Origin of the sequence: Bacillus sp. FSL M8-0049, assembly GCF_038593355.1 — a bacterium.
Classification (GTDB): domain Bacteria; phylum Bacillota; class Bacilli; order Bacillales; family Bacillaceae; genus Bacillus; species Bacillus safensis.
Map to the genome: position 1 here is coordinate 3,346,963 of NZ_CP151986.1, position 25,438 is coordinate 3,372,400.

The window sequence follows — 25,438 nt, forward strand, 5'->3', positions numbered from 1 at the left end:
TTATTTTCTTTTACTGCTGAAAGCAAGCGCCTTGTCCGTTTCAATCATGGTGTTCACCGCTTGTTCTGTTTGTACAAGCTGTTTCTGAAGAATGCCTATATAGGATGAACTTAATTCGTTCAGCTGCTGATTGATCTTTTCTATTGTGTCTGCCGTCAGGAGCTGATTTCTCCCTTTGATGGTGGTTGGAAGGGCTGCATTCATTTGAGCGCCTGATTGTTTTGCATGCTGTAATACTTGTTTGACCTGACTGGCATCTATTTTAATTTCTCTCGACATGTGACTACCCTCTTTTTTCTTCCAGTTGTTTCTGCTTTTCTTTCTCTATTTTTCTTTCAACCGAATGAATTTCATGTTCTAACGAATAGATCTCCGATGTGAAATCACTGATTTTCTCATTGATTCGATTTAATAGATTGGTTAGCTGTACACCTTTTATTTCCTGACTGGCGGAAGCCATTTCGTCTCGAATGTCATCAAACGTGTCTGCCAAATGGCCAAACCATGTATGTGATGTCAGACCTGGATGAGTGATTTTTTTGCTGGCATCTGACAGGGCCCATTTTGCCTCTTTGATTTCTTTTCGGCACATATTGAGTTCGATGATTTGTTCTTTTTTGATAGATATATCTGCCTTTAATGAATACAAGGCTGCTTTATAACCGATGATTGCTCCAGATATGGTCAAACACCTCTATTCCTTAAATAGTCCTCCGTTATGTTACCATTTACTAGCACAAGAGGCATATGATTGAAAGTGAATTTACCAAAAAATGAATCGTACGTATTGGGTTTTAATACCTAATTCTCGCGCGCAAAAAAGCTGGATTCATTTACTGAATCCAGCTTCTTATTGCTTATTTGAGCGAATCACCTGCTGATGCAGATGGATGATCGCTAAATGAGGTGTCTTTCTTTTCAGGAATATAATGGAGAGAGAAACCAACAAGACTGAAAAAGGCACTTAACACCAGTGTTGGGTTTTTGAATAGGTTCGTACTTGCAATGATCATATCTCCCTTTTGCAAAAGAATCCCTAGTATTTGACCGAATACCAACAGGGCTCCTGACGTTAAGAACAGGACAAGCAGCACTTTAAATAAAAATTCCATCAATGCTCTCATGTGTTTCTCCTTTCTATACTGGAAGTATTCCCATTCCGATGAGCCAGCCAATTCCTACGATCGGCAGCATATAGTAGAGAATCAGCGGTATAAACGTTTTCTCCGGTCTGGCTCCTGCAAGACCAGAAGCAATGAAAATCGATCCTGATGCCGGCGGGGAAGCGCCTTCTGTTGATGAAAAAGCAAGAATGGCGACAACAGCCACAACTGGGTCCACACCGACTGAGACTAAAGCTGAAAAAGAGACAAGTCCAACAGCTGTTAATGTGGCTGTTGAAGATAATGGTCCAGCCACCAGCGTAACAAGAATACCCACAATGAGCACCATAAGCCATTTCGGAATGGTAAGTACTGATGTGATTTGCGTCAAATCTTCTGCGAGTCCTAATTCAGCAAGCACCTGACTAGCAGCAACAGCAAACAGCATCAAGGCACCGATCGTTGTAAACTTAGGAATGGCCGACTTGAAAAACTGCGACCAATCTAGTGCAGACGCCTTTTTTCTTCCAATTGTTAAACTAATCAACATCATGAGAATCGGAATCCACGTAATTAAAGAAATTTGATCCATTGCCTCTGGTCCGATGTTTGGATTACTTTTTAAGTAGTTTGCCAGCGGACCTATTGTGATAATGATAGGAATCAAGGCACCGAAAAAAATAAAGATCGATTTCCACCCTTGTTTCACAGCTTCCCTAAAAGGAAGAATATCATCTGGCGGCATGGCCTGAATTTTATTCTTTTTCACCAGAATATACACCAAAATAAATCGGTATACGACTTGATACAGTCCTCCTATTAACAGGGCAATATATAAATCTCCCTCAGATACAAGGGCTGCAATTGGTGCAAACCCCAGCATGATAAACATGGAAGAGTTAGGAGGCAGTGCCGCCCCAAGTCCGCCATTCCCTGCTAAAATCGTGGCCGTATGGGTTCGGCTCCAGCCTGATTTCATCATCCAAGAGGCCGTGATAGAGCCAGTCGCAGCTGTGTTTGCAGAATTTGAACCTGAAAGAGCACCTAAGACTGCTGAACCTAACGTACTCATATAAGCCGCTCCACCAGGAAGTTTTCCTACAACCGAATTTAAGATTCGCAAGAGTGCATGAATTAATTCCAGCTTTTCGATTAAATAAGCCATGAATACAAATGCGACAGCTGCATAGAGCACCTCATATGTGGATGCAAATTTTAATCCATCCCAGAAAAGTCTTAATGCATCCAATCCGCCAAATAATGTGGTTGCAATAAAGCCTAATAGCATGGCTTCTCCCATATTCCGTTTCACGACGACATTCCATATAATGATGACAGCTATGAATACAATCAACGCAATAAAACCCATATCGTTTTTTCGCCTCCCCTTTGTTCAATAAAACGCTTACAATTTATTTCCCCTGCTGCATCACGTCAATGACTTCTTCCCAGCTGGCCGGCTTTTTCCCATTAAACCGTTCAACGAATTGAAACTCTGCTAATCTCTCTAGCTTCTGTTGTGCTGCCCGTGACATACTGGCATCAACCTCTGCTTCATTCAGCATGTCAATAGAGCCAAGCAGCTCGATCGCTCGTCTTTTCGCATGAAGTGCACTCCCTGTCACAAGACGGTTCATGGTCTCTTCAAAACTTTTGCTATCCATTGTATCGCTTAGTGAAGAAATCACTTGATGTTCCACGTTATATTTTTTTGAAATTTCCAAAAATTCAATCATGAGACCAACGATCCCCTTCATATAAACGCTTCTGATCAGTTTCAAGGCCGAAGCATCTCCTGGCTGGTCACTGATTTTTTTAATATTCATGCCATAAGCATTCATTACTTTCATGAATTGGTCAGTTCCACTGCCGCTTGCCGTGATCGGAACCTTGTGTTTGTTGACTGGAAGAGGCCCTAGCATGGCAGCATCTACGAATAGAGCTTTTTGCTTTTCAATTTCGTTTGCCACTTGTTTTTTGATGTCTGGTGTTGATGCCGATACATCTACATATAATTGATCCTCTTTCAAACTTCCCGATACGGATTGGGCCACTTCTAAGGTTTTATTCGCTGGCACAGCGGCAATGACAATATCAGATTTCTCAATGACTTCGCTAATACTGCTGGTTAATTGAACTCCTGTCTGCGATGCTTTTTCCTTCAACGCGCCAGCCAATTTCTCGTTTTGTAATAGTACATCATACGCATAAAATTGATCTAATCCTTCTGTTTTCAATCCTGTTGACAGCTCATATGCCGCTTCTCCATATCCAATAAAGCCTATCTTCATCACAGATTCCCCTATCCCTTATATTTTTTCATTCTGCCTTCCAGCCATGCCGGTGCTAAGAGACTGATGTCTTGCTTTCCTTCGTTCATATACTGTTGAATCGTTTGTAACCTATGATTTTCATACGCTTGTTTCTCTTCCGCTAGCGTCAGCAGGTGTTCCGCCTTTTCCTTTGGAACGATGACGACTCCATCATCGTCTGCAATGACTAAATCACCTGGTGCTACTTTGACACCGCCGCACGAGATGGTTTGATTCAATTCCCCAGGACCATCTTTAAAAGGTCCATTTGGCATAAACCCCTTACTGTAGATCGGAAAAGCCAGCTCCTCTAAAGCGAGTTTGTCGCGAACAAGCCCGTCAATCACGATTCCTTCTATTCCTACAGCCTTTGCTGCCCCTGCCATCAATTCCCCTAAATATGCATGGCCCTTATGGTCTTTTCCATCAACAATCAGTACATCTCCTTCTTTCGCAGAGTAGATCGCTTGATGAAGAAATAAATTATCGCCTGGCCGTAAGCTGACGGTAAAAGCTGTACCTGCTACATTCATGCCTCTTGCAACTGGTTTGATTTGATGATCCATCGCGCCGGTGCATCCCATCACGTCTGACAGCAAGGTCGAGTTAAGCTTTCTTGCCCGATCTATTAGATCATTTGACACGAATTGAACAGTACTCATAGTTTCCATCATCCCCTTTTAGTTATATTCATTACATTTAATCTAATTAAAGTAATATTTATTACTTTTGTGATACGATCATACCATCTCGATTTTATTTAGTAAAGCGCTTTCAAAAAATCAAATTAAAAAATGAGTCACCACACGACTAATGTGTTGTGTGATAACTCATTTTCGTTAACATATGATTGATTTGATCTAAACGTGGTTTTGTTCTTTCAGGATCATTAATGGCTAAGGCACTTAAAATATAATCTACGATAAAGATAGCAGATACGACAGAGTTATGAGAGCTCACACTTGCTGAGGAACATGGCAATACATATTGTGCATACTTTGTTAGTGTAGAGCTATAGCTGTCTGTAATTAAAAGCACTTCCACCCCATATGACTTCGCTGCCTCCAGCAAATCCTTCATACGCTTTGCATAGCGGGGATAGCTGACCGCTATAATGAAATCATCAGATTGAAAATGAACGAGATCATCCACCCAGTCACTTTTGTCTGCATCAATATATTGACAATTCCCCAACAGCCGATTGATTCCGAGTGACAGATACTCGCCGACAGGTCTTCCGCTTCGAACACTTGTACACAGAACCTGGCGGGAGCTGGCTATTTTTTCAACAATATGCTGAAAGGTTTCTTCCGTGATATTGTCTAAAGCGTACTGGATATTTTGAAATTGCAGCTCAACATGATTATGCAGGAGCTTACTTTTATTTGAATGCTTGAGGTTCGCTTCAAGTCTCGTTTGAGGGGCAGCTTTATGCTTCATATTTGATTGAAGCTCTTTTTGAAGCTCGGAGAAACCGGAATACCCTACAGCAGCAGAGAATCTCATGATGGTCGCTGTACTCGTCCCTACTTTTGAGGCCAATTTATCTACAGTTAAAAACGCAACCTCCATTGGATTTTGCACGATATAATCTGCAATTCTCCTTTGTGCCTCGGTTAATCCCGCGACCTTATGCTGAAGCTTATGTATTAAATCGTCCATTATAGCACCTGCCCATTCTATCGGCTTTATCTACGATCAAAATTTTTTCTTTTCCCCTATATTGTACACATTTGTCATCAAAAAAACAGCCAGCACGAATCTATCGTACTGGCTGCCTTTTTCGAGATCATTATAGTGCTTGAGCTGCTGTGATAAGCGCAAGGTTGTAAACGTCTTCGGCATTACAGCCTCTTGATAGATCGTTTACTGGCTGGTTTAAACCTTGAAGGATAGGACCTACAGCTTCAAAGTTACCTAAGCGCTGTGCAATTTTGTAGCCAATGTTTCCAGCTTCAAGGCTAGGGAAAACAAATACGCTGGCGTCGCCTTTGATGACGGAATCTGGCGCTTTTTTCGCTGCTACTGAAGGAACGAAAGCTGCATCGAATTGGAATTCTCCATCAAGTACAAGCTCAGGTGCCTTTTCTTTTGCAATGCGAACTGCTTCAGATACTTTTTCTGTTTCGTCTGATTTTGCTGAGCCTTTTGTAGAAAAGCTAAGCATTGCCACACGTGGCTCGATATCAAACATTTTTGCTGTGTTTGCACTTTCGATCGCAATTTCAGCTAGATCTTGGCTGTCTGGTGCAATGTTGATTGCGCAATCAGCAAACACGTACTGCTCTTCGCCGCGAGCCATGATGAAGACGCCAGATGTTTTCTTTACGCCTTCTTTTGTTTTAATGATTTGAAGTGCTGGACGCACTGTATCAGCAGTTGAGTGTGCCGCACCGCTCACAAGTCCGTCTGCAAGACCTTTATACACAAGCATTGTACCGAAGTAGTTTTCATCTAGTAATGCTTTTCTTGCTTGCTCTTCTGTTGCTTTGCCTTTACGTCTTTCTACAAAAGCTTGTACAAGCTCTTCAAAACCTTCATATGTATGAGGATCATACACGTCAACACCATCAAGTGTAAGACCTAGTTCTTTTGCTTTAGCTTCAACTTCTTGTTTTTTTCCTACCACAATTGGCTGCAATACTTTGCCATCTGCTAATTTTTGAACGGCTGTTAGAATGCGTTCGTCCATTCCCTCAGGAAAAACGATCTTAACTCCTTTACCTGCAACCTTTTCCTGAACTGTTGAAAAAATATCTGCCACTTCAATACCCTCCTTGATTTTACAAAAAAAGCGTTCTCTTTTAAGCATACTCTTCTTCTACCTAAATTCAAACTACCAACTTACATTATAGCGCTTACAAATTAAATTCTTATTTTTCAAACTAATTTAATCAATTTTGATAAAAGCTGTTTTCCTCGTTCAAGTTTTGATCACATCTCCATTTGGACAAACTATGTTATAGTTGGAACAGATGGAAAACTGTTAATAGGAGTGAAAGAAATGAGCGAACAACATACAACAAATGAAGCAGCTCAAACACTAGATGGCTGGTATGCACTGCATGATTTTAGAACAATCGACTGGACAGCTTGGAAGCTGCTGACAAGTGATGAGCGCCAAGCCATCATTCATGAATTCACAGGTCTATTGGAAAAATGGAAGACAGCTGAGCATGATAAGGCTGGGAGCCAAACAATCTATAGTATTGTCGGTCAAAAAGCAGATATTATGCTCATGATTTTACGTCCGACAATGGAAGAACTAGGTGAAATTGAACTCGAATTCAACAAGACACGGCTAGCAGAGTTTACGATTCCAGCTTATTCTTATGTTTCAGTTGTTGAGCTCAGCAACTACTTAGCAGGAGGCGGCGATGGCGGAGATCCTTACGAGAACCCGCATGTACGTGCTCGCTTATATCCAGAGCTTCCTTCTTCTCAATACGTGTGCTTCTATCCAATGGATAAAAGACGTTCTGGCAATGACAACTGGTACATGCTTTCCATGGATGAGCGTAAATCTCTTATGAGAAGCCACGGCTTAATTGGCCGAAGCTATGCTGGGAAAGTAAAACAGATCATTACAGGTTCTGTTGGTTTTGATGATTATGAGTGGGGCGTTACCCTTTTCTCTGATGATGTGCTTCAATTTAAAAAATTGGTTTATGAAATGCGCTTTGATGAAGTCAGTGCACGCTACGGCGAATTTGGTTCCTTCTTTGTTGGAAACCGATTAGCAAACGAGCAGCTGGCGTCTTATTTCCATGTATGATAAACCCTTAAGGCTTCGGATCTCTCCGAAGCTTTTTTATGTATTTGTTTAGAAAGGTGATCACATCTTCATTTTCAGGATAAGTAAGAAACAAAACTAAACTCATGGCCCACAACAATGCAGTTAGGATGAACATCATTTTATTTCTTTAGCCTGCTTTCAATAAATTGAAGTGTGTCGGCTGCTATTCTATTTCTAGATAGTACAATTCCAGCATGCCCACAACTGTATACGTGCCTTTTAGGTTGATCCCAGCTATTCCACAGAGTATCAGCATCGTTTATGTCGATATACATGTCATATTTTCCTGATATTAAGAGTACATTTTCTTTTTCTACGAGAAGTTTTGCTTTACTAGGGTTCATAATATCCCAAGCTTTGTCGAGTTCTTCATACGTTGTCCCATGTTCCTCCAGATCTCTTCGTATATACTTCCCAGGAAGAGTGTTCCAGATGGAATGCGCAATATTGTTCGCATAAAAAACTGATACAATAATATTCACGTCTTTCTCGACTGTTGCTAATAAGTTTGTTAGCCACCCTCCTAAACTAATACCAACTACGATTATGTCCCCACCTTCATTTTCCTTGATCCATTTAATCAGCCCTCTAAGTTCAACAATAGCTTGCTGGGAGGATTGCACGGTTCGACTTATATTGGCGCTAATCATGTGTTCACCAGAATATGTTGAATTTTGTGGTTCCCTATCGAAATGATAAGGCAGCGTGTAGTAATACATATTCCAATCATAATTTTTAACAATTTTATCGTGAAAAATCTTCTTGATTCTGTCGTATGAATCCATTCTCCATCCATGTACAAAGATTACATTAGGCTTGTGCTTTGACTCTTTTCGTAAAAACACTTCCACCGAAACCTTGTCATTCTTATCTTCACCAGATTTGATGCTTGAATGAAAAGAAAATATTCCACTTTTTAAGTTTGCTGTATGGTTATCGATGTGAAATTGTAAATCAATTGGATGAGCACTAAAAAAACGATCCCTGTTACCTACGTCAATAGGCAAATGATTATAGTGACTTTCTTTGCTTCTTGTTCTGTGCATATCCATTAATGCTGCGTAATCTATTACCTTTAAAAGCTTCAAAAGAATTAACTCCTTTAATCTCAAATTATTACTATACGAATATTTCAGCATAAAAAGCTGAAAAGAATACAAAGGGCTAAAATAAAAATCATTTTAGCCCTTTGTCAACAATCTGAAACTTTTTATTTCACCACGGTCATTTCTGGCTCTTCTATTTGTTTCAAGCGTTCCTGAATTGGATGGGAAAAAGAGTGCTCTGACAAGACAATATGGGAGACGGTTTTTGTAAATCCAGATACTTCTTGAATAAAGGCTTCAATTTCTTCAAGAGAAGAAACTGACAGCTTAATGAAAAAGCAAGACTGACCTGCCACTCGATAAGCAAAAAAGGCGCGTGGATGCTCATTCATAAAAGCCACAAAACGCTGATACTCCCCATTTAACACCGTAACTTCCAGCAGGCAGTCAATCAGAAGCCCTAATTTTTTATAATTGACCTGAACAGAATACCCTTCGATAATCCCTGCATCCTCTAATTTACGCACTCTTTCTGCTACCGCAGGTGCTGATAAATTCACTCGTTTGGACAATTCCCTCATGGATAAGCGGGCATCTTCTCTCAATTCATTTAAAATATGCACATCTACATCGGTGATTTTCATTCGTACCTCTCCTATCCAAAAATCGTTCCATTTGAAAAGTATTTTATGATAATACTTATGATATGAAATGTAAAATAAAACTAAATAATGGTAGAATTTATTTTAACGGAATTGAATGAAAAAGCAAGTATGGAGGGATTACTTGATGAAAGAATCTTTAGACAGCCAGGCTTCTAAAACATTTCCCATCACACTTGCCATCGCACTCACACTTGGCGTTTTTGCTGCGGGATCGGAAGAGCTGGTGATTTCACCGCTGCTGCCTGATTTATCAAACTCCTTTCAGCACTCTCTTGATATTCTCGCTCTTTCCATCAGCATTTATGGGTTAGCTGTGCTGGTTGGAGCTCCGCTGCTCGTTCCTTTAGGGGACCGGTATTCAAGAGAGCTGTGTTTGATTATTGGGCTGTCTTTCTTTTTGATTGGAACAGTGATGTGTGCTGCTGCCCCAAATTTGGCCGTGTTTTTTGCAGGCCGTGCTATTTCTGGGCTGGCGACTGGTGTATTTGTGCCAACAGCCTATGCTCTTGTGGGCGACCGGGTTCCATACGAGTATCGCGGCAAAGTGATGGGACTCATTGTATCGAGCTGGTCTCTTTCTCTTGTCCTTGGTGTGCCCATTGGCGCCTTTATCGGTCAAAGTTTGAACTGGCGCTGGACATTTTGGATTTTTGCCATGATGAGTCTCGTTGTTCTGCTGCTCGTCATCCTTGAATCTCGAAAACAAGTCACAACAGCTGCTTCAAAGGCACCTCAAACTAGGGAGAAATCAGGCTCTTTATGGGGGGCTTTAAAAATCGACCGAGTCCCTGCCTATTTGACTGTGACATTTTGTAACATGCTTGGATTTTATGGCATGTACTCATTTTTAGGGGCTTACCTGCAAAGTCTGTTTTCCGGGGGGCAATCAACAGCTGGACTTCTGATCATGGCTTATGGCGTTGGTTTTTCCATGAGTATATTTACCGGGAAATTAGCAGATTGGTTTGGCAAAACACGTTCACTTTACTTTGTGCTGGGCGGCATTACGCTTGTTCTTGCCTTACTTCCTTATGCACCGTTCTCATGGACATTGCTCATTTTTGCTTTATTTATTTGGGGTGCTATGCAAAGTTTATCTGTCACGCTTTTGAGCACCGTCCTGAGCGACTGCTCCCAGACCCACCGAGGCAAAGTGATGGCATTTTACAGCCTTGCTTCCAATCTTGCCGTAATGCTTGGATCAGCTCTGATGGGACCTGTTTATGTCCATTTCGGCTATCATACAGTAGGGCTTGTATGTGCACTCATTACGCTTGTTGGTTTTCTCATCAGCTTCGTCAGCTATAAACGTGAAAAAACCTTACAGCAGAAACATAAAAACACATTTGAAACGTGAGCTCATTTCACTGCACATCTCGATATGTGCAGTTTTTTAGATCAATTTTTAATATCATCATAAAATACATTTTTTATAAATTTTGTTGACAATTACCAATTTTATTTTTTATAATCTAGTAAAAATTTGAAAAAGATTGGATGGTAAGGTAAACATGATCTTAAAGAATGATGTTTTTCATTTCAAAGAAGAGCCCATCGTTTCACCTAAGATGTTTACAGTCAATACATTAGGCCCTAAGGGGACAAGCAGTGAATATGCAGCAAAACATTTCATCTCTCATTCCACCACTACACTCGGCACTCATACGAAACTATCCCTTTACGACACATTCGAAACTTGCATTGAACATACTCTCTCTAACGCACTCCAATACACTCTCGTTCCACACGCATACGAAGGAATTAAACACTTCTACATGAGACCTGACCTGCAGCTTTTACAAATATTCAGATGTGACACGCCCATGTATGGTTTGGCTGTCAGACCAGATTTCCCCTTTCAAGAACAAATGCTTCACCATTTAAAAATTGTTTCTCATCCTGCACCTGTGAATTTGATTCAATATTTTATTCATCAAAATGCTGAATTTGAGCTTGTTAATTCTACAAGTACAGCCGCACAAAAAGTCAGAGACGGCGAATTTGATTTCGCTTTAACCAATGAGGTGGCTAGAGCTACATACGGCCTCACCTTCATTCGAACATTTAAAAGCATTCCTATGAGCTGGTCTATATTCGGAAAAGGAGAGATGTAACATGACAACTGAACAAAAGGTGCAAGAATTATATTTTCCTCAAGCGAAAAAACGAGAATGGGATAATGGTGTCATCCAATATTCTACTGCCAGAGGTGATACGGAAGTGTTAATTTCATACGTCCCTCCTCACACGATCATCGAACCTCACGAGCATCCAGAAGCACAAATCGGCATCGTATTAAAAGGTGAGCTTCAAATGACGGTCGGCCAATCGACCCAATTGCTCACCCCATTAGAATCAGCCTATATTGCACCACCATTCGTTCCTCACGGCGCATCGAATCTGACAGATGAAGAAGTGATCGCCATTGATATTAAGAGATTGAAAGATGGAGAGGAATATACGGCTCCTCCTACTTATTTCTTAGATATTTTCAAAACGCGTGATTTACTTCCTGGCATGGAAGTGACTTTTTTTGTGGAGGACTGGATGGAGCTTATGATTGCCAACATTCCGGGAAATGGCGGGGAAATGCCTTTTCATAAGCACCGTAATGAACAAATCGGGATTTGCATTAGCGGTGGGTACGATATGACGATTGAAGGCTTTACAGAAAAGATGGAATTTGGCACGACCTACTTCTGTGATCCAAAAGAAGATCATGGCGCCATTAATCCAAAGCCAGAAGCATCAAAGTCTATTAATCTCTTCTTCCCTCCACGCTATAACCGCTTAAAGCCAAAAGCGCCTAAGGTGAAGAAATGAACATTGCCGGAAAAGTCGTCCTGATTACAGGAGGTGCGTCTGGGATTGGGCTTGCCGCCGTCAAACTTTTCCTTGAGCACGGAGCAAAAGTAGCAGTGGCTGATATCAATGAAGATAGCGGTAAACAACTCATTGAATCATTGCCTCATGAACATGCTGCGTTTTTCAAAACAGATATTACGAATGAGTCTGACTGTCAAAAAACCGTTCAATCCGTGCTGAGCCAATTCGGGACAATTGATGTTTTGATTAACAATGCAGGCATCGAAATTGTCTCACCTATTCACGAGATGACACTGGAGGATTGGAACCACATTCTACAGGTCAACCTGACTGGTGTATTTCTTATGAGTAAGCATACATTGCCGCATATGCTTGAAAAGAAAAGCGGAAGTATTATTAATACTGGATCTGTCGGAGGTCTCGTTGGCTGGCCTGACATTCCTGCATACAACGCAACGAAGGGCGGTGTCATCCAGCTCACCAAATCGATGGCGATCGACTATGCCGCTCATCAAATCAGGGTGAATTGTATCGCACCAGGCATCATTGATACGCCATTAAATGAAAAATCCTTTTTAGACAATCATTCAGAAAGTCTTGAGGTTGTTAAAAAGGAAAAAGCAAAGGTGAATCCCTTGCTTCGTCTCGGAAAACCTGAAGAAATTGCGGGCGTGATGCTGTTTCTCGCCTCTGATCTATCCAGCTATATGACTGGAAGTGTTGTCACAGCAGATGGCGGATACACCGCTAGATAAAAAGGAGTGCTTTCATTGAGTAAAAAAACCGTACTTGTCATTGCTGACTTAGGAGGATGCCCGCCCCATATGTTTTATGAAAGCGTGGCGGCATCTTATCATATCGTTTCCTATATCCCTAGACCCTTTGCCATTACAAAGGGTCACGCTGAACTAATCGAAAAATACTCCATTGCCGTCATCAAAGATCGTGATTATTTTGAGACACACCCTTCTTTTGAACACCCTGATTCTATTTACTGGGCACATGATGATTATCTGAAATCAGAGGAAGAGGTGGTGGATGACCTAGTCCGTGTGGCTTCCTTTTTCAAAGCTGATGCCATCACCACCAATAATGAATTATTCATTGCACCAATGGCAAAAGCCGCTGAGCGGCTGGGGCTGCGCGGCGCTGGGGTAAAAGCAGCTGAAATGGCACGTGATAAAAGCCAAATGAGAGCTGCATTCAACGCTGCTGGTGTCAAAGCGGTGAAAACTCAGCCTGTCACGACTTTAGCTGATTTCCAGCAAGCTATTGAACAGATCGGGACACCGCTTATTTTAAAGCCTACATATTTAGCAAGCTCCATTGGCGTGACCCTTTTTCATGACAGAGCCGGCAGTGATGATCTCTTTTTAAACGTACAATCCTACTTGCAAACGATTCCCGTCCCAAACGCTGTGACATATGAAGCACCATTTGTCGCTGAAACGTACTTAGAGGGTGCTTACGAGGATTGGTATCAGGAGGGTGGCTATTCTGATTATGTCAGTGTAGAAGGGTTAGTCGTGGAGGGAGAATATATCCCTTTTGTCATTCATGACAAGACCCCTCAAATCGGTTTTACAGAAACGGCTCATATTACTCCCTCGATCCTAGACAATGAAGCCCAGCAAATCATCATTGAGGCAGCTAAGAAGGCAAATGAAGGGCTGGGCCTTGAAAACTGTGCGACCCATACAGAGATCAAGCTCATGAAAAATCGAGAAACAGGACTGATCGAATCCGCAGCTAGATTTGCTGGCTGGAATATGATTCCGAATATCAAAAAAGTGTTTGGGGTGGATATGGCCAAGCTGCTGATCGATGTATTAGTCGATGGAAAAAAAGCGGAGCTGCCAAAAGAGCTGCTTTCTGGACATACGCATTATATAGCAGACTGCCATTTATACCCTCAGCATTTCAAAGAAAGCGGACACATACCGGCAGAGGCCACACACATCACCATTGATCATATCCATATTCCGCAGGATGCTTTAGTTGGAGATACTGTGATCGTCAGTGAATCTGGCCCGTCCAAAGGCACCTTTGTCGATCTATCTTTATTTGAAGCCTTTAATGGCATCGTGTCGCTTGAGTTAAAAGGGTCATCCTCACAGGATGTTGCAGCATCCATCCGCAACTTACAGAAACAAGCTGCCCTTCATTTAATGGATGAATTAGTCAAGGGATAGAAAGAGAGGGTAACGTGGTGGAGATCTTACCATCTAACATAATGAAACGGCTGCCAGAACAGAAATTTGGAACCGTATTTGAGAAAATTGCGCAAAAAGCACAAAACGGAGCGAACATCATAAACCTTGGTCAGGGAAATCCCGATCTTCCTACTCCTGCACATATCGTAAGCGCCCTTCAAGAGGCGGCAGGCACTTTGCAGTTTCAGCAATATGCACCTTTCAGAGGCTTCGACTTTTTCAAGCAAGCCATTGCAGATTTCTACAAAAAGGAGTTCGGCCCTGAGATAGACCCACAGAAAGAGGTTGCTCTTTTCAATGGAGGGAAAACAGGCCTTTATGTCATGAGTCAGTGTCTGCTTGACCCTGGGGACGTTGCCCTCGTCCCCGATCCAGGATACCCAGAATATCATTCTGGGATCTTGATGGCAGACGCAAAGCCCTACTGCATCAAACTTGAATCGAAAAATGGCTATTTGCCGAATCTCTCTTCAATTGATCCGGAGGTACTCAAAAAGGCAAAGGTTCTTTTCTTAAATTATCCGAATAACCCAACAGGTGCTGTGGCAAATGATGCATTTTTTGAAGAGACTGCTGATTTTGCATCAGCTCACGGACTGCATGTCATTCATGATTTTGCCTATGGTTCATTTCATTATGAACAAAAACCCGTAAGCTTTCTAAACGCTCCTCTTGGGAAAAGCGTAGGAGTGGAATTATATTCTCTATCCAAAACATTTAATATGGCAGGATGGAGAGTCGCTTTTGCTGTAGGTAATGAGGACATCATCCAAGCCATTAACGCCTTCCAAGATCATGTGTTTGTCAGTATGTATGGCGGATTTCAACAAGCTGCAACTGTCGCCTTGCAAAGTGATGACCGTCACATACAATCATTAAAAGAGGTCTACCTTGAACGAATTCACTTTTTCATCCGTCAGGCAGAAAAGCAGCTAGGATGGTCCATCGAACGTCCAGCTGGCGCCTTTTATTTATGGGCTCCAATCCCTGATGATTTTGAACATTCTCATGAATTTGCTGACTATTTACTCGAACATACTGATGTCGTTGTCACGCCGGGGGGTGTGTTTGGAGCACATGGAAGCCGTCATGTCCGCATCTCAATGGTTGCTCCAATTGAACAGCTTGCCCTGTTTATCGACCGGCTTCGCATCCTTCCAATTCGCTTTAATCAAAAAACCCGCATATAGCGGGTTTTTGATGTCATATACTTTTCATCGAACCACCATCGACGGATATTTGTTGTCCTGTAAGATAGGAGGCTTCCTCTGATGCGATAAAAGCGGCCAATGAAGCCATTTCACTCGCTGACCCCACTCTTTTCATTGGAATTCCTGACGCTACAGCCTGTACAGCTTCTTCCCGCGATAATGCCTGTTTACGCATCATGTTTCCGATAAATTGTTCATACCGATCTGTAGCTATAAATCCCGGATTTAAACAATTCACTGTGATCCCTGAAGGTGCAAGCTGTGTGGCAGCATTTTTACTAGCATTAATAATCGCTGCATTCATCATACTGTTCGTAAACATTTGGTCGCCAGGCTCCTTCCATAGGTTCCCGACAATTTGAATGATCCGGCCATATTCATGTCGTTTCATCATCGCTGCCGCACGCTTCATCGTATCAATGTACGCAAGGGCTTTTTGAGAAAATACTGCCATCATCTGCTCGCTGTCACACGAATCAAAGGTATCCGGCTTCCCCCCTGGAATGTTATTAATCAACACATCCAGTCTGCCAAACTCTTTTTCTATTTTCGTAAAAGCCTCAGCCCTCACTCCTTCATCTGACATGTCCCCACAGAAAAGAGCCACCGGCTCCTTTGTTTCTGCCATACGCCCAATGTGCTGCTGCGCTTCTTCTAGTGAGGATTGATTTCTAGAATTGATGATGATCTTTACATTGTCTTGAGCGGCAAGCTTTACGGCGATGGCCTTTCCAATCCCTGTACTTGCTCCTGTTACAAACGCAATTCTTTTAGACAAACTCATCCACATCCCTTTTCTTATCAGCTTAGTACATATACATAAAATGACACATATAGAATGTATTTCAACAAAAAAAGACCTTTCTCCTGCGAAAGGCCCCCCGTTCTCTATTTAAATGTCGTTTCCCAATTAAACCCGATCGTTTCGTCATTCCAGGCGATTCGCTTTTCATCTGGGTTTTTCGGGTCATACGATTCTGTTGTGAAATACACAATTTGCAGCGGCGTCTCACCTAGTACACGATAGCCATGCGCGACACCCTTTGGGATAAGAAGCAGCATCGGATTGTCTTCCCCCATATAATACACATCGGTTTGCCCCTTTGTGGGAGAGTCGTCACGCAAATCATATAACACGACCTGCGCATGACCTGCGGGGAAGAACCAAACGTCGTCTTGTTTTTCATGATAATGAAAGGCTTTGATCACGCCTGGAAAGCTTTTCGACCATGACGCCTGCCCAAAGCGTTTCAGCATCGGTTCATCATCTCGAATGAGCTCTGCAAAAAAGCCGCGGTCATCACAATGTTTCATAAGTTTTTTCGTTTGAACACCATCAATCATGCTGTTGCCATCTCCCTTCTTTCTGCAAATATTCGTAAAGTGCATCCTTCCAATGCCTCGGCTGCCAGCCTGTGGCTTCAATCGCTCGAAGATCTAAGACAGAATAGGCTGGGCGAGGCGTTTGGAAGCCGTACTCTTCCGTGGAAATCGGCTCAATTGTGGCGGACAGGCCGCTTTTCATCACAATTTCTGACGCAAAATCAAACCAGGAACAGCTTTCTCGATTACTGACATGATACACGCCTGCCTTCTGATCAAACAAATGAATCAAGGCCTCAGCTGCATCCTTTGTATAAGTAGGAGACCCTATTTGATCGTTCACAATGCGCAAATGATCCTTCGTTTCAGCGAGCCGAAGAATGGTATTCACAAAGTTATGCCCCTCATGTCCATAAAGCCACGAGGTACGAATGATTTTCACTTCATCTGACACAAGCTGAATCAATTCCTCACCAAGCTTTTTACTCTTTCCATAAATGGTTTGAGGGTCTGCCTGTGCATCGATTTGGTAAGGGGTGTCCGCCTGCCCGTCAAACACATAATCTGTACTGACATGTAACACATCAGCGCCTGCGCGCTTTGCTTCCAAGGCTGTATAGTAGGCGCCAATGCCATTCACAAGATACGCCTTTTCGGTTTCTGTTTCACATTGATCAACAGATGTATAGGCTGCTGCACTGACAACAATATCAGGCTGATAGTGTCTCATCGCATGTCTAACTGCCTGCTGGTCTGTGATATTGAGCATGTTCCTCGTTAAGGCAATGACGGTCATGTCTTTTTCTTTGAGCTGTCTGCTCAATTCTTTCCCTAATTGGCCGCCTGCACCGGTGATTAAAACTTTCATCCGTCACCCTTCTTCGCTCTGATCGTATTTGGTTCGATACCAATTGATCGTTTTTTCGATACCTTCTTCAAATGACGTCTCCTGCGTCCAGCCGAGCTCGCCTTTTAGCTTACTTGCATCTATGGCATACCGTCTGTCATGTCCTTTTCGGTCTTGAATAAACGCAATTTGATCATGACTGATTCCAAGCTGCGATAGAATCGTTTTGGTTAAATCAAGATTTGTTTTCTCATTGCCGCCGCCAATATTGTATACCTGCCCGGCTGTGCCTTTTTCGAGTACCTGCTTCACAGCTCTCGCATGGTCCTCTACATACAGCCAATCGCGAATTTGCCGGCCGTCTCCATAAATCGGGATTTTCTCTCCATTGACTGCTTTTCTAATAATGGTCGGTATTAATTTTTCCTCATGCTGATACGGTCCGTAATTGTTGCTGCATCGTGTAATCATCGCGGGTAATTGGTAAGTGTGGATAAAGGATTTTACAAGCAGGTCTGAACTCGCCTTGCTTGCTGAATAAGGATTGTTCGGTGAGAGTGGTGTTTGTTCTGTGAAAGCAGGATCATCTGGCTCCAAATCTCCATATACTTCATCTGTTGAAATATGAATGAGCTTTTTCGCCTTTCCATTTAAAACAGCTTCAAGCATACGATACGTTCCAAGGACATTTGTTTGAATAAAAGGCTCTGCCGATTCAATGCTGCGATCAACATGCGATTCTGCCGCAAAATGAATGATCGCATCATAGACTTCGTCAAATGCTTGATCCAGCTCATGCTGAAGGCTAATATCCCCTTGAATAAACCGAAAATGAGACAACTTTAATAATTCATCCATCTCGTCTGGATGACTGGCATATGTTAATTTATCAAAAACGGTGAGCCTGACATTTGTATCCTGAAGCAGCAGCTTCACAAAATTCAGTCCGATAAAACCCGCTCCGCCTGTAATTAAATAAGACTTCGTCATTCGGATCCCTCTTTTTTCTTCATCGTTTCAAACATTTTCGCAGATGCTTCGTGGAGAGATTCATGTGTTCCTGCATCAATCCACCACCCTTTTAACATATCATAGGTCAGCTGGCTATTTGAGATATAGAGATTGTTCACGTCTGTAATCTCTAATTCGCCTCGATCTGACGGCGAGATTCTCTCAATATATTGAAAGACTTCTTGATCATAAAAATAGATGCCCGTGACGCAGTAGGATGAGCGCGGATGCTCCGGCTTTTCCTCTATTGATAAAATCTGTTGACGGGCGGCATCAATTTCTGCAATGCCAAACCGCTTTGGATCTGCCACTTCTTTCAACAGAACCTTGGCTCCTCTATCTTGCTGCTGAAAAGCTTCAACAAAAGGGTTTAGCGAATCCTCAAATACATTATCACCAAGCATCAGCACAAACTTCTCCCCTTTGACAAAGGGCTTTGCATAGGATAAGCCGTCTGATATCCCAGACGCTTCAGGCTGTACCTGATATACGATGTTCATCCCCAATTCCTGATCGCTTTCAAGCAGTTTTTGAAACAACGGGATTTGTTCTTCTTGTGATATAACCATCACATCTAAAACCCCTGCTTCCTTCAATTTGAACAATGACCAATAAATCATTGGATATGGACCAACCGGCAATAAATGTTTATTGAAAATCTTCGTTAAAGGCGCCAGTCGTGATCCCTTTCCTCCTGCTAAAATAACTCCCTTCACATCTACACATCCCTATAGTCTTTTTGGTGATGATTCATGAGGTGTATAAGAATGTTTTTCACTCGTTCAATTCCTTTTCCATCAATGAGTGTCCGTCCATTAAGATGGATGCTCCTGCGGAGAAAGTAGCTGCTGGACAGTCTTTCCACAGCACACCGTATATCTTTTTCATCCACAAGTTCACCTAAGCCAAGATGGTGGCACGCTCCCTTTTGTGCAAAACGAGCGGCTGTCACTGCTTGATGATCGACTTGTGAAAGAACAATACTTGGCACTCCGATACAAACTGCCTCGTATAATGTCATCCCGCCAGCAACTATTGCCAGATCAGCTTCCGAGAGACGCGCAGGTAATTGATCTGTATGACGAATGAATTGAATATGCTCAGCCTCTATTTGTTCTTCAATGCGGGAGGCTTTTCCTGTAACCGCTAAAATGTGTAAGTGGTCCGCTTCGAGGATTGCTGATACAGTCTTTAATAACAATCCACGCGGGTCACTGCCCCCAAGGCTGATGACCACCTTTTTGCATTCTTTTCGAACCTCATATGTGTCTTTTAATCGGCTTATCTCTTGATCTAACAATAAATAAGGTGTTCCATAAAAATATTCTGTCCCATCTACTTGCATGTACTTTTCGTCCAGACCGCCATAAATGCCGTTCACGACAGCATCGGCAAGCTGACAAGCTTCTGCTCTTTTTTCTTCGAATAAGACCAGCCTGGCAGAGCTGGAGGATGCTTTGACTAATTGAAGAAATTGGAGGTCACAATCAAGTACATCAATCAGCAGAAGATCTGGATTCAGCTCTTTTATGTCCTGCTCCATCTGAAGGAATGCCTTCGACTCCTGCACCAAATGAACGTGCCAATCTGGACCTGAGAGCATTTCTACACAGATCTGTTCATTTGTATAGAAAGATATGTCGTTTCCTTCTTGAAGCAGTTGATTTGCCAGCCGTTTCATTCTGACGATATGACCCATCCCTCTTAAAAACCCACCATACACAACAATCATGATTTTCTTGTTCATTCAGCATCCTTCTGTTTCACAAATTGATTCAGCCGAACAATATCAGGGTCTTGTTCGCAAATGGTGATGAGTTCAGCCGTAGGCACAGCAATGGAGCCGCCAGCTTTCTCTAGTAAACGGGTCGCAAACACATAATCTTCTTCTGTATCAATCGTGAATCGATAAGCAGGATATGCAAGTTCTTTGGGCGGTGTGAATAATTGCAGGTGAAATTGCTCAGGATGCTTTCTGATATAGAGCGTGACATGCTCACGCTCTGGCTGCGTAAGGGGAAAATTGTCGATTTCACTTAAAATCTGTGCGTCGATCATTTCCCCGGAAATACCGAGTGGCGTTCCAGCCGTATACGTGTAATCAGCCTTCTCTTGTCTATGTTTTTCAAGCATTTTCGACAAAAGGACTGGATCTATAAATGGGTTATCTCCTGTTAAACGCACAATGGTTTGTGGTTCAAAATGACGGACAATCTGCGCAAATCGCTGCAGTACATCCGCCTCACTGCCACGAAATACTTTATAGCCCTTTGATAAACAATAATGAGCCAGCAGATCATCTTCTGCCTCAACTGTTGTGGCGATCATGAGGTTCTGCGATTTGTGATTGTAATGATCTGATTGCTTTACTCGTTCAACAATCAGGTCGATCAGCGCCATACCGCCGATCGGTTTCATTACCTTTTTTGGCAGCCTTGTTGAGCCCATTCTCGCCTGTATGACAAAAAGGACATCATTGATCATTTGGCGTCTCCTGCATGAGTACATCTTTCCACGAAACCCCTGTATGGGCTGGGATATCTCTGACAGCCTTTGTGCCAAGTAAAACCGCCATATACCTTGGATGCAGACCTTGGCTTTTTTGTCCTGGACGTAACACGGCTAGATTTTCTGCGGTCAATGTCTCGCCTTTCGCAATGCCTTTTGTCGTAAAAATGCCTCGATACGCAAATTCACGAATCTTGCCTTCAATAGCTGTTGTCGTTTTATAAGAACTGCCAAGGAGCTCTTCTGGCACTGAAAGAGTGTCAGCTTCTGTTAGATTCCGCTGCTTTTCTGCCGCTCGAATATGCTGAACCATTTCCTTCAATTCTTCAGGATCAAGAGCAAAGGAATGATCAGCCCCAGGTAACGTTTTATCGACTGTAAAGTGCTTTTCAATGATTGCTGCCCCAAGCTTCACAGCGGCCACAGGCGCTTCAGTTGGATGCTCACTATGATCAGAAAAGCCAATGACTGCCTCGGGGAATGCAGCAGCTAAGGTTTGAAGCACGCGCAGATTCGTGTAAGCTCTAGGTGCTGGATACTTTGCTACGCAATGCATGATAGCGACCTGCTGATTGTGCTCGCTTGTAATCGCCTCATATGCTTCATGGACATCCGAAATGGTTGCCCCGGCTGTTGAGAATATGATGGGCTTTTGAAAAGATGCCGTGTGACGCATAAGAGGCAAATGATTGATTTCATAGGATGCCAGCTTGAAAGCCGGCGGATCGGTTTGATTCAATAGATCCGCAGATTCTTCGTCACACACTGTGCTTAAAAATATCAGCCCTTTTTCCGCGCAACGTGACAATAACACCGGGAGCCATTCTGGCGGCAGCTCCATTTGTTCCACTAAAGAAAAAATAGACACCTCTTCCCCTTTGGCTGTTTCGTACAAACCCGGTTCCTTTTGATACATCCGATCAGCTTGAAACATTTGAAACTTCACCGCATCGGCACCTGCTTCCTTTGCCACATCAATTAAAGCAAGCGCCTGATCCAGCTTTCCATCATGGTTAATGCCCGCCTCTGCAATGATAAAGACAGGCGCGCCATCCCCTACTTTGCGATCTCCGATATAGAAATACGCCATCTTACCTCTCTCCTTTTTTCGGCCACACATGGTAATACAAGAAGGCATTTTTTGTTCTAAAGCCCAGCTTTTCGTACAGCTGAATCGCGGTTGTGTTATGCATCTGAGTTCCGGCAGACATAAACCGATGCCCGCTCTCATGAGAGGCGTTAATCATCGCCATCACGAGCTTTTTCCCGATCCCTTTTCCTTGTGCATCCGCTCTAATGGACAATAAATCAAGTACCAGTTCATCGTCCTTTGTCACCCCTTGAATCAAACCAATGACTTCATCATTCACCTTTGCTGCGAGATTGATATCTGCACGTCCGAGTAAATTGTTTCTCATCCATTCCTGAAAGAAATGCTGGACGGCATTCTGATCTAAAAAAGGATCAAGTGCGTACCGGCTTTTCCCAAACGCCTGATGAGCAAGTGAGACCGCCTCATCGTAATCCTTTTCATCCGGCAGACTAATAACCACATCTTCACCTGCTGATGGAAGCTCCATTTGAACAGGCGGCGCCTCAAGACGAGTGAGACCGCCCACATAGTACACATGTGACAGTCTTTGAACGATGCGGTTTTTTACAAGATCAGACGCTTCAAGACGTAAAAAGAAAAAATCGCATTTTTCAGTTCTCATCCAATTGATGAAACGCTCCATCAATTCTTGAAAGGAAGACGCTGACTCCGCTTCCACAAACTTCACATGAAAAATATGCTGATCAAAAATGCCGCTTTCCCATTTTGACCATTCATATAACAGGACTGCTTTGAGCTGGGCGCCATTAACAAGAGCAAACTGCTTGAAGCCGTTCATTTGTTCCGCTTGTTGACCGTATTTCTCCAGCCAAGAAGCCAGCACCTGATCATCTACAGCATGAACGACCTTCATGATAATGCCTTCTGTTCTTTTAAAATAGACAACACCGCTGTGATAACATCCTGCACATCTTCATCTGTCATACTTGGATAGAGCGGCAGTGAGAGCGTCTGCTTGTAGTATGCAAGTGACTCAGGAAAATCCTCCGGTGAATAGTGATATGTTTCTTGATAGTATGGATGCAAGTGAACAGGGATAAAGTGAACACTCGTGCCGATTTTATATTCCTTTTGCAGCTGATCAATCAGTTCATCACGCGTGATAAATGCTTCTTTTGGATTCACTTGCAGTACATACAAATGCCATGCATGTCTTCCTTCTTGATGCACAGGCGGCAGGATCAGACCCGCTTCTTTTTGAAAAGCCTGATTGTATGCTTTTGCAATCTGTTCTCTCCGCGCCTGCATGTCATCTAGTCGGCTTAGTTGAACAAGCCCTATCGATGCCTGCACGTCAAACATGTTCATTTTATAGCCTGGTTCCTCGACCTCGTAATACCACGTTCCTTTTTCTCCATAACGATTCCACGCTCCCTTGCTCATCCCATGGAGCGCTAGTCTTCTAATCCGAGCCGCAAGCGCATCATCATTTGTTGTCAGCATGCCGCCTTCACCAGTCGCTAGGTTTTTCGTTGCATAAAAGCTAAAAGCGGTCGCATCACCAATGGATCCAACGGGCTGACCGTGATACGTTGTGTAAAGAGCGTGGGCAGCATCTTCAAGTACAAATAGATCATACTTTTTGGCAATCGCTAAAATTCGGTCCATATCGCACGATTGACCGGCAAAGTGAACAGGAACAATTGCTTTTGTGTGTGGTGTAATCGCCGCTTCTAGTTTCTCTGCATCAAGGTTGAGTGTCGCTGGATCAATATCGACAAATACAGGCGCTGCTCCCGTATGGATAATCGTATTGGCTGTTGCGCAGAATGTCAGAGGGGTTGTAATCACCTCATCCCCAGCCCTAATCCCTCTTGCCTTTAACGCTAAAAATAAAGCAGCCGTACATGAATTGACAGCGATCGCATGTTTTGCACCTGTCAGCTGCTGAAATTCCTCTTCAAACTGTCTTACTTTTGGTCCAGTTGACAGCCAGCCGGACTTTAATGTTCCAATGACTTCATCAATTTCTTCCTGCTGAATGAAAGGCAGAGCATAAGGAAGAAATTGTGCTCTCTTTTTTCCCATATCACTTGCACACCCCTATCTTCATCTCTGAAAATCCACACCGGTTTTTGTTTTGAGCAGAGAAAGCAGAACATCGATAGATCGCGCATGCGGATAATGTTGTTTAATGAACTGAGCTCCTTGCTGCTTTGCCAGTTTCATCTCTTGTTCATCCGACAAAATACGAATGGCTTTCTCAGCTAGTTCAACAGGGTTTTCCATATGATAGCTGCCAAGCGACTCGTAATATGGGTATCTTCTGCCTTCTGTCATTTTCCCGATCAGCACACTCTTTTCAAAAAGCATGGCTTCAAGACCAACTGTTGATGTGAGCGTAATCACGATATCCACATATGGCAGCAAGTCATACAGGTCAATTTCTTTTTTAATCAATTTCACATGATTTCCCGCTCGTTCAATAGTCACATAGTCATTTAATCGATTTCGAGCAATTTCCCAAGGATGCGGCTTCATGATCAGCTGAATGTCTTTCCGTTTGGCGATCGTTTTAAGAACATCGCCATAAAAGGCTTCAGAAAACGGCTGCGTTGCCACAAGCACGGTCTTTTTAGCCGGACTGAAGTTCAATTTACGAAAAATGAGATCCTGTTGAAGCGGCGTTCGCTCCTTCACCAAATCAAACCTCGGATGACCTGTGATTTCTACCTGTTCCGGCTGACAGCCTTTATCTACATACCAGTCCTTTTCATACTTTCCAAACACCCCATGGCAAGTCGTGAAAATCGGTAAAAAGGCTTCGTCTCCCATAAGCGCACCGTGCTGAAGACAGATACTCGTAAGCTGGCGTTTCACTGTTTGCAAAGCGAGTACGCGGCTGTAGACATCCTCTGTCGTTCCAACAATAACAGCTGCAATCGGCTGCATTTGAAATAGCATTTCTATTTGGTCAATGACATCAATAAATTGCACAATGTCCTTCCGCAGCTTTTCTCTAAAAAAGACATTGCCAAAGACAGGGTGGTGAGCGTAAGGTTTAAGGAGAGCATTTGCTTTTTCAATATATTCAGCGTGGGCTTCTTTATTAACCTCTCCGGCTAATTCCGGCTTACTGATCACGGGTAATCCATAATAATCCGCCTTCTTCCAGCGAGCGAGCACCACCGTTTGGTTTGGATGGAACCGCGTGTAATTTTGTTCCGTAAAACGCAGGTGTTCAAAGTGAAGCAATACCTTTCCATTCGCCGGACGATAAGCGATACGCTTAATCTGCTGCTTATGCTGATCAAAAAATGGCTGAATCTCTTCCGGTAATGGACAAGCGGTTGTCAGTTCTTGACCGAATGCTTCATCTTCCATGCGTTCCCTCACTTCAGGACTGATATATTGATAAAAATTACTGATCAACCCAAGAGGAATTTGCTTGTAGGACAAATCCTTCATCAGGTTCACATACTCAAAGTACACCTGCCAATAATGATGAATATAGTGCGACACT

Annotated in this window: 28 protein-coding genes; 7 read left to right on the plus strand and 21 right to left on the minus strand. The window is 42.9% G+C overall.

The features are described from left to right. The 8 genes from NSU13_RS17290 to pta all read right to left on the minus strand — a co-directional run bounded on the left by NSU13_RS17290 (window position 1) and on the right by pta (window position 6,179). Window positions 1-279 carry a YwqI/YxiC family protein gene (locus NSU13_RS17290; RefSeq protein WP_065214899.1) on the minus strand — a complete coding sequence of 93 codons (279 nt, stop codon included), beginning with the start codon at window positions 277-279 and terminating at the stop codon, window positions 1-3. 4 nt (window positions 280-283) lie between these two features. Then, complete coding sequence (locus tag NSU13_RS17295; protein WP_065215051.1) at window positions 284-682, minus strand: DUF5082 family protein; 399 nt, start codon at window positions 680-682, stop codon at window positions 284-286. Window positions 683-857: 175 nt separating this feature from the next. Then, window positions 858-1,124, minus strand: a complete 267-nt coding sequence (locus NSU13_RS17300) for a hypothetical protein (RefSeq protein ID WP_252049891.1) — start codon at window positions 1,122-1,124, stop codon at window positions 858-860. A 13-nt stretch (window positions 1,125-1,137) separates the two neighbouring features. Further along, window positions 1,138-2,472, minus strand: a complete 1,335-nt coding sequence (locus tag NSU13_RS17305; RefSeq protein ID WP_041115475.1) for a TRAP transporter large permease subunit — start codon at window positions 2,470-2,472, stop codon at window positions 1,138-1,140. A 43-nt stretch (window positions 2,473-2,515) separates the two neighbouring features. Continuing rightward, window positions 2,516-3,394: a prephenate dehydrogenase/arogenate dehydrogenase family protein gene (locus NSU13_RS17310; RefSeq protein WP_252049892.1), complete on the minus strand. Its 879-nt coding sequence runs from the start codon at window positions 3,392-3,394 to the stop codon at window positions 2,516-2,518. Window positions 3,395-3,405: 11 nt separating this feature from the next. Beyond that, entirely contained in the window at window positions 3,406-4,077 is a 672-nt protein-coding gene (locus tag NSU13_RS17315) for an RraA family protein (RefSeq protein WP_111926900.1), read from the minus strand. Between the two features lie 148 nt (window positions 4,078-4,225). Then, complete coding sequence (locus NSU13_RS17320) at window positions 4,226-5,077, minus strand: MurR/RpiR family transcriptional regulator (protein WP_342489669.1); 852 nt, start codon at window positions 5,075-5,077, stop codon at window positions 4,226-4,228. A 130-nt stretch (window positions 5,078-5,207) separates the two neighbouring features. Beyond that, on the minus strand, window positions 5,208-6,179 hold the full coding sequence (pta, locus tag NSU13_RS17325) for a phosphate acetyltransferase (RefSeq protein ID WP_024423792.1): 972 nt from the start codon (window positions 6,177-6,179) through the stop codon (window positions 5,208-5,210). A 240-nt stretch (window positions 6,180-6,419) separates the two neighbouring features. On the opposite strand from pta, the gene hemQ reads away from it, so the two are divergent. Further along, window positions 6,420-7,190 (plus strand): hydrogen peroxide-dependent heme synthase, encoded by a 771-nt coding sequence (hemQ, locus tag NSU13_RS17330; RefSeq protein WP_034281267.1) that lies wholly within the window; start codon window positions 6,420-6,422, stop codon window positions 7,188-7,190. Window positions 7,191-7,330: 140 nt separating this feature from the next. Here the strand turns inward: hemQ and NSU13_RS17335 are convergent, their stop codons facing one another. Both NSU13_RS17335 and NSU13_RS17340 read right to left on the minus strand, forming a co-directional pair. Beyond that, on the minus strand, window positions 7,331-8,299 hold the full coding sequence (locus tag NSU13_RS17335) for an alpha/beta hydrolase (RefSeq protein ID WP_252049894.1): 969 nt from the start codon (window positions 8,297-8,299) through the stop codon (window positions 7,331-7,333). Between the two features lie 122 nt (window positions 8,300-8,421). Next, window positions 8,422-8,901, minus strand: a complete 480-nt coding sequence (locus NSU13_RS17340) for an Lrp/AsnC family transcriptional regulator (protein WP_041087746.1) — start codon at window positions 8,899-8,901, stop codon at window positions 8,422-8,424. 145 nt (window positions 8,902-9,046) lie between these two features. Here NSU13_RS17340 and NSU13_RS17345 point away from each other — a divergent pair, with 145 nt between their 5' ends. From NSU13_RS17345 to NSU13_RS17370, 6 genes are all read left to right on the plus strand, one after another. After that, a complete protein-coding gene (locus NSU13_RS17345; protein WP_070326139.1) occupies window positions 9,047-10,279 on the plus strand; it encodes an MFS transporter in 1,233 nt (410 codons plus the stop codon). Window positions 10,280-10,433: 154 nt separating this feature from the next. Then, a complete protein-coding gene (locus NSU13_RS17350; protein ID WP_024423797.1) occupies window positions 10,434-11,036 on the plus strand; it encodes a bacilysin biosynthesis protein BacA in 603 nt (200 codons plus the stop codon). Window position 11,037: 1 nt separating this feature from the next. Continuing rightward, complete coding sequence (locus NSU13_RS17355; protein ID WP_252049895.1) at window positions 11,038-11,745, plus strand: cupin domain-containing protein; 708 nt, start codon at window positions 11,038-11,040, stop codon at window positions 11,743-11,745. Beyond that, on the plus strand, window positions 11,742-12,503 hold the full coding sequence (locus NSU13_RS17360; RefSeq protein ID WP_034281272.1) for a glucose 1-dehydrogenase: 762 nt from the start codon (window positions 11,742-11,744) through the stop codon (window positions 12,501-12,503). The genes NSU13_RS17355 and NSU13_RS17360 overlap by 4 nt, the downstream gene beginning before the upstream one ends. 15 nt (window positions 12,504-12,518) lie before the next feature. Further along, the gene (locus NSU13_RS17365; protein ID WP_046312877.1) at window positions 12,519-13,940 is read left to right on the plus strand and encodes an ATP-grasp domain-containing protein; all 1,422 of its coding nucleotides are present in this window, start codon (window positions 12,519-12,521) and stop codon (window positions 13,938-13,940) included. 17 nt (window positions 13,941-13,957) lie between these two features. Next, entirely contained in the window at window positions 13,958-15,151 is a 1,194-nt protein-coding gene (locus tag NSU13_RS17370) for a pyridoxal phosphate-dependent aminotransferase (RefSeq protein ID WP_046313464.1), read from the plus strand. Between the two features lie 13 nt (window positions 15,152-15,164). Here the strand turns inward: NSU13_RS17370 and NSU13_RS17375 are convergent, their stop codons facing one another. From NSU13_RS17375 to NSU13_RS17425, 11 genes are all read right to left on the minus strand, one after another. Beyond that, complete coding sequence (locus NSU13_RS17375; RefSeq protein ID WP_269199619.1) at window positions 15,165-15,956, minus strand: SDR family oxidoreductase; 792 nt, start codon at window positions 15,954-15,956, stop codon at window positions 15,165-15,167. Window positions 15,957-16,060: 104 nt separating this feature from the next. Next, the gene (locus tag NSU13_RS17380) at window positions 16,061-16,516 is read right to left on the minus strand and encodes a dTDP-4-dehydrorhamnose 3,5-epimerase family protein (RefSeq protein WP_328699130.1); all 456 of its coding nucleotides are present in this window, start codon (window positions 16,514-16,516) and stop codon (window positions 16,061-16,063) included. Next, on the minus strand, window positions 16,509-17,363 hold the full coding sequence (gene rfbD, locus NSU13_RS17385; protein WP_328699131.1) for a dTDP-4-dehydrorhamnose reductase: 855 nt from the start codon (window positions 17,361-17,363) through the stop codon (window positions 16,509-16,511). Before rfbD ends, NSU13_RS17380 begins: the two co-directional genes overlap by 8 nt. 3 nt (window positions 17,364-17,366) lie before the next feature. After that, the gene (gene rfbB / locus NSU13_RS17390) at window positions 17,367-18,332 is read right to left on the minus strand and encodes a dTDP-glucose 4,6-dehydratase (protein WP_328699132.1); all 966 of its coding nucleotides are present in this window, start codon (window positions 18,330-18,332) and stop codon (window positions 17,367-17,369) included. Then, a complete protein-coding gene (locus NSU13_RS17395; protein WP_046312873.1) occupies window positions 18,329-19,069 on the minus strand; it encodes a sugar phosphate nucleotidyltransferase in 741 nt (246 codons plus the stop codon). Before NSU13_RS17395 ends, rfbB begins: the two co-directional genes overlap by 4 nt. A gap of 2 nt (window positions 19,070-19,071) precedes the next feature. Beyond that, window positions 19,072-20,100 carry a glycosyltransferase gene (locus NSU13_RS17400; RefSeq protein ID WP_342489670.1) on the minus strand — a complete coding sequence of 343 codons (1,029 nt, stop codon included), beginning with the start codon at window positions 20,098-20,100 and terminating at the stop codon, window positions 19,072-19,074. Then, window positions 20,097-20,837, minus strand: coding sequence for a glycosyltransferase family protein (locus tag NSU13_RS17405; RefSeq protein WP_041115448.1), 741 nt, complete (start codon window positions 20,835-20,837; stop codon window positions 20,097-20,099). The genes NSU13_RS17400 and NSU13_RS17405 overlap by 4 nt, the downstream gene beginning before the upstream one ends. Next, complete coding sequence (locus NSU13_RS17410; RefSeq protein WP_214755338.1) at window positions 20,827-21,951, minus strand: N-acetylneuraminate synthase family protein; 1,125 nt, start codon at window positions 21,949-21,951, stop codon at window positions 20,827-20,829. The genes NSU13_RS17405 and NSU13_RS17410 overlap by 11 nt, the downstream gene beginning before the upstream one ends. 1 nt (window position 21,952) lies before the next feature. Beyond that, window positions 21,953-22,828, minus strand: a complete 876-nt coding sequence (locus NSU13_RS17415; RefSeq protein ID WP_342489671.1) for a GNAT family N-acetyltransferase — start codon at window positions 22,826-22,828, stop codon at window positions 21,953-21,955. Then, the gene (locus NSU13_RS17420) at window positions 22,825-24,003 is read right to left on the minus strand and encodes a DegT/DnrJ/EryC1/StrS family aminotransferase (protein WP_041115442.1); all 1,179 of its coding nucleotides are present in this window, start codon (window positions 24,001-24,003) and stop codon (window positions 22,825-22,827) included. The genes NSU13_RS17415 and NSU13_RS17420 overlap by 4 nt, the downstream gene beginning before the upstream one ends. Before the next feature lie 21 nt (window positions 24,004-24,024). After that, window positions 24,025-25,437, minus strand: a complete 1,413-nt coding sequence (locus NSU13_RS17425) for a CDP-glycerol glycerophosphotransferase family protein (RefSeq protein ID WP_041115440.1) — start codon at window positions 25,435-25,437, stop codon at window positions 24,025-24,027. Window position 25,438: the final 1 nt, after the last annotated feature.

What these genes read in the sequence shown, in the direction of transcription:
- NSU13_RS17315 (WP_111926900.1), bottom strand. Translation starts at nt 4,077, where the DNA reads ATGAGTACTGTTCAATTCGTGTCAAATGATCTAATAGATCGGGCAAGA.
- NSU13_RS17340 (WP_041087746.1), bottom strand. Translation starts at nt 8,901, where the DNA reads ATGAAAATCACCGATGTAGATGTGCATATTTTAAATGAATTGAGAGAA.
- NSU13_RS17400 (WP_342489670.1), bottom strand. Translation starts at nt 20,100, where the DNA reads ATGAACAAGAAAATCATGATTGTTGTGTATGGTGGGTTTTTAAGAGGG.
- NSU13_RS17415 (WP_342489671.1), bottom strand. Translation starts at nt 22,828, where the DNA reads ATGAAGGTCGTTCATGCTGTAGATGATCAGGTGCTGGCTTCTTGGCTG.
- NSU13_RS17320 (WP_342489669.1), bottom strand. Translation starts at nt 5,077, where the DNA reads ATGGACGATTTAATACATAAGCTTCAGCATAAGGTCGCGGGATTAACC.
- NSU13_RS17375 (WP_269199619.1), bottom strand. Translation starts at nt 15,956, where the DNA reads ATGAGTTTGTCTAAAAGAATTGCGTTTGTAACAGGAGCAAGTACAGGG.
- rfbB (WP_328699132.1), bottom strand. Translation starts at nt 18,332, where the DNA reads ATGACGAAGTCTTATTTAATTACAGGCGGAGCGGGTTTTATCGGACTG.
- NSU13_RS17420 (WP_041115442.1), bottom strand. Translation starts at nt 24,003, where the DNA reads ATGGGAAAAAAGAGAGCACAATTTCTTCCTTATGCTCTGCCTTTCATT.
- NSU13_RS17310 (WP_252049892.1), bottom strand. Translation starts at nt 3,394, where the DNA reads ATGAAGATAGGCTTTATTGGATATGGAGAAGCGGCATATGAGCTGTCA.
- NSU13_RS17410 (WP_214755338.1), bottom strand. Translation starts at nt 21,951, where the DNA reads ATGGCGTATTTCTATATCGGAGATCGCAAAGTAGGGGATGGCGCGCCT.
- hemQ (WP_034281267.1), top strand. Translation starts at nt 6,420, where the DNA reads ATGAGCGAACAACATACAACAAATGAAGCAGCTCAAACACTAGATGGC.
- rfbD (WP_328699131.1), bottom strand. Translation starts at nt 17,363, where the DNA reads ATGAAAGTTTTAATCACCGGTGCAGGCGGCCAATTAGGGAAAGAATTG.
- NSU13_RS17350 (WP_024423797.1), top strand. Translation starts at nt 10,434, where the DNA reads ATGATCTTAAAGAATGATGTTTTTCATTTCAAAGAAGAGCCCATCGTT.
- NSU13_RS17290 (WP_065214899.1), bottom strand. Translation starts at nt 279, where the DNA reads ATGTCGAGAGAAATTAAAATAGATGCCAGTCAGGTCAAACAAGTATTA.
- NSU13_RS17380 (WP_328699130.1), bottom strand. Translation starts at nt 16,516, where the DNA reads ATGATTGATGGTGTTCAAACGAAAAAACTTATGAAACATTGTGATGAC.
- NSU13_RS17345 (WP_070326139.1), top strand. Translation starts at nt 9,047, where the DNA reads ATGAAAGAATCTTTAGACAGCCAGGCTTCTAAAACATTTCCCATCACA.
- NSU13_RS17360 (WP_034281272.1), top strand. Translation starts at nt 11,742, where the DNA reads ATGAACATTGCCGGAAAAGTCGTCCTGATTACAGGAGGTGCGTCTGGG.
- NSU13_RS17355 (WP_252049895.1), top strand. Translation starts at nt 11,038, where the DNA reads ATGACAACTGAACAAAAGGTGCAAGAATTATATTTTCCTCAAGCGAAA.
- NSU13_RS17300 (WP_252049891.1), bottom strand. Translation starts at nt 1,124, where the DNA reads ATGAGAGCATTGATGGAATTTTTATTTAAAGTGCTGCTTGTCCTGTTC.
- NSU13_RS17305 (WP_041115475.1), bottom strand. Translation starts at nt 2,472, where the DNA reads ATGGGTTTTATTGCGTTGATTGTATTCATAGCTGTCATCATTATATGG.
- NSU13_RS17405 (WP_041115448.1), bottom strand. Translation starts at nt 20,837, where the DNA reads ATGATCAATGATGTCCTTTTTGTCATACAGGCGAGAATGGGCTCAACA.